The sequence below is a fragment of the Stenotrophomonas sp. PS02300 genome, from assembly GCF_029959395.1.
Taxonomy (GTDB): Bacteria; Pseudomonadota; Gammaproteobacteria; order Xanthomonadales; family Xanthomonadaceae; genus Stenotrophomonas; species Stenotrophomonas maltophilia_AD.
Genome location: NZ_JASCOP010000221.1, coordinates 1 through 2,882 on the forward strand (window position 1 = coordinate 1; position 2,882 = coordinate 2,882).

A 2,882-nucleotide genomic window follows, 5' to 3' on the forward strand; every position below is an offset into this window, starting at 1 on the left:
GGGGGGGGGCTGGACATGGGTTGGCTGGATCGACTGAAGTCATCGCTTGGATCGAAGAGCAGCGGAGCAGAGCCCGGGAAAGTTGACCTGGCCTCGATCGCTTACAGCATGCCCACGGTTGCGGCTGACGCATTGGCCTACGCGATTCTCGATCATGCCGTCACCGGAGCTGCTGCAGTACGGGCTTGCAGACGACCGCGGCATTATGGCGCTCGGCGCACTGCTGTACGGCGACGATGTTCAGCTCTCCCAAGCTTTCGCGATGCTGCATTCGGCGGAAGGGCTGATCCTCGTTGACTGGCGGGGCCAGCTCGCCCTTTGCGGCGTGAACTCCGACGGAAGCTTCGCCATCTGGAACCCGTAGGCGAGCGCGCCTGGTGCTAACGATTTCCTCTGAACCTAGCCGGACAACCGGAGAAGATATGGTCGCCACCAAAATCACCCTGTCTGACTTCCCGCTGTCCGTGAACAGCCTCTTAGAGCTCCTGCGCGAGGGCAGAGACGGAGAGGAGGCGAGGTTCACGGACCAGGCCATTGCTGATTGGTGTTACGAGCTGTTCTCTGCAATAGATAGCTGGACTGAATTCAGGAGCGGGCACGTCGAGGCTGGGAGCGCGCGAGAAGTTGCATACGAAGTCGCGCTGCAGTTCGAGGCAGATTTTCTTAATGCCAAGGGTAGGGTATTGGATGCTGAGCTCTATGAATCGTGGCTGGCACGGTTGGAGCACAGGTAGCGGTATAGCAGAATGATCGAACTAAGAGAGGTTCGCCGAATGCTTGAGGCTGGCCGGCGCTACCTGGAGGGCACATGCTCCATCCAGGAGCTCTACGGAAGCACCGTTTATCTAGCCACGGCTGTAAAGTTCTGGGGCGGTCACACAGCAATTGGCCAGGTCGCTCGCGACTGGTCGAGAATGGTTGACCGTTATTGGAACGAGTGGAACCGCTATCCTGATCCCATCTCGGAAGAAGAGTTCCTTACATGGCTGGAACGACAGCTGGGGCTCTCGGACCAGAACGGTGATTAGCTGAGGGCAGCAAAGCCTGTCGGGCTCGATTTAGGCCTGGTTTCCAGGTGTCTGCTGTCAACACAATGAAGAAGGTGACCAGGCTGAGGACTGAGATGAAGCAATACCATCGTTTGATGCGACGCCAGACTTCGACTGAACACACGGACGCGGAGCGCAGAGAATTACTTCAGGTGCTCAGTTCCGGTCCTGGCGTAGAGCATGTGAAGATCATAGAGGTGCATCCAAAGGGAGGTTATCGAACCACGTTTGACTTGGCCCCGGAGTCAATCGATGCATTTATTTCATACCTGGACGACAACGATTGGATGTCTGTGTGGTAGCTCCTGCCCGGCCAGTGACCGACGGATTCCGGCACAGCTGACGCATGCTGCCACGTCGTTCCAAAGTGCGCTGGGTCCGGTGGAGTTCGAGTAGCAGTGCGCGCTAGACGGTTGACGATTGCCTACAAAAACCCTGGGCGATTCGCCCCGGCTCTGTCAGCGAAGCGAGAAGGTAAAGAAACATGAAGCTCCATGGCGCGAGAAGCGTGATTGACCTGGATGAAGTTCTTCCATTGGATGGGGATTCCAGATTTGAGATGTTGTATGCGGATGGCAGGTTGAATCTGGAAATCTTCTACGAGAAGGACGACGCTCCGGGAGAGTGTAAACGTACCATCGGCTTCCTTGGGGCAAGGTACTTTATTAAGACGCCATTTCCAGGATATAGCTTCTTCAGTGAGGGTAGAGATATATCACTGCTGAACTCGCTGGTTGAGTATGGGCAGTCCGAATTGCTGGCAATGGTGGCTGCTGCTCCAGGAGGTGAGAGCTTGAGGCATTACAGATTGTTCCTGCACTCAAGCAAGGTGGCGATACATGTAGTTGCTCAGTCCTGTGAAATGTTGGATGAGGTTTTAGTTGATCGGCAGCTGGTGTGATCCACTCTTGACTCAACCTGAATATCTGAGGGATAGCATGGTGTCGCTGCAGGACTTCAATGTGGGCCAGCGTGTATCGGTCTGCGTCAATGAGCGAAACGCTACGGCGCGGACTGGGAACGTTTGGCGTGTCATCTGGCACTACAAGGACGCTTGCTACAACTACTACATCGAGGTCGACGGAAAGAAGATTGGAAAGCGCTATCTTTCCAACGATCTGGTCGCTGCAGATCAATGAAGTCTGGGGCGCGGCCCGTCTGCAGCGCTCACGTTCGCCTTTTGCGAAAATCTGATGTTCACGTGATTCGGGCGAAGACCTGGTAGAGCTTCTACTAAGTGTCGTAGATGCCTTCTTCCTGACCGGGCGATGCGGGTAGAGTGCCAACCGAACGTGGTGCAGCTCTACCCTGGGCATCGTCCATCCAAGCTGGCTGCCGCCCTGCCCCAAGTGTTAATGATCGACGCGGCTGTACCAACGAAGCATTGTTGGGATATGATCCGCTAACTCGTACTACCGCGGCTGCTGAACCCGGTACTCACGAGAGAATGACCATGGAAATGGAAAGAAACCGCGCCTGGAGGCGTACGAAGGCTCGCAACTGTGGCGGTGATCGAGTCGCGCACTCGACGAAGTTCAAGCCCGAGAAGAACTGGAAGCTGCTGTACACGCGGGGGTGCAAGCTTATCCGCGCGCGGCAGCTGGGCATCGCCTATCCGGTTCGCAGCACCCGGCAGTTGTTGGAGCAACAATGACCAATTTGCTGTTCGTATGCAGCCGTAACCAGCTGCGCAGTCCAACGGGTGAGGCCGTCTGGCAACACCGTGCGGGCTTCAGCGCCCGCTCGGCGGGCACCAGCCCGCACGCCCGTAGACCGATCGGCCCAGCGGACATCCGCTGGGCCGATGTCATTCTTGTCATGGAACCCAAGCAC

At 56.6% G+C, this 2,882-nt stretch carries 4 protein-coding genes and 1 pseudogene; all 5 read left to right on the plus strand.

Going from position 1 to position 2,882, the window contains the following annotated elements; all coding sequences use genetic code 11:
* The first annotated feature begins 154 nt into the window (after nt 1-154).
* On the plus strand, nt 155-364 hold the full coding sequence (locus QMX79_RS20465) for a hypothetical protein (protein ID WP_282248415.1): 210 nt from the start codon (nt 155-157) through the stop codon (nt 362-364).
* 58 nt (nt 365-422) lie between these two features.
* Complete coding sequence (locus QMX79_RS20470) at nt 423-734, plus strand: hypothetical protein (protein WP_282248416.1); 312 nt, start codon at nt 423-425, stop codon at nt 732-734.
* Nucleotides 735-1,533: 799 nt separating this feature from the next.
* Nucleotides 1,534-1,950, plus strand: a complete 417-nt coding sequence (locus QMX79_RS20475; protein WP_282248417.1) for a hypothetical protein — start codon at nt 1,534-1,536, stop codon at nt 1,948-1,950.
* A 40-nt stretch (nt 1,951-1,990) separates the two neighbouring features.
* Nucleotides 1,991-2,188, plus strand: coding sequence for a hypothetical protein (locus QMX79_RS20480; protein ID WP_282248419.1), 198 nt, complete (start codon nt 1,991-1,993; stop codon nt 2,186-2,188).
* 511 nt (nt 2,189-2,699) lie between these two features.
* A pseudogene (locus QMX79_RS20485) lies at nt 2,700-2,882 on the plus strand (phosphotyrosine protein phosphatase); the annotation flags it as partial.

Bases quoted from the DNA above. Each gene is read 5' to 3' on its own strand.
- QMX79_RS20465 (WP_282248415.1), top strand. From the start codon at position 155: ATGCCGTCACCGGAGCTGCTGCAGTACGGGCTTGCAGACGACCGCGGC.
- QMX79_RS20470 (WP_282248416.1), top strand. From the start codon at position 423: ATGGTCGCCACCAAAATCACCCTGTCTGACTTCCCGCTGTCCGTGAAC.
- QMX79_RS20475 (WP_282248417.1), top strand. From the start codon at position 1,534: ATGAAGCTCCATGGCGCGAGAAGCGTGATTGACCTGGATGAAGTTCTT.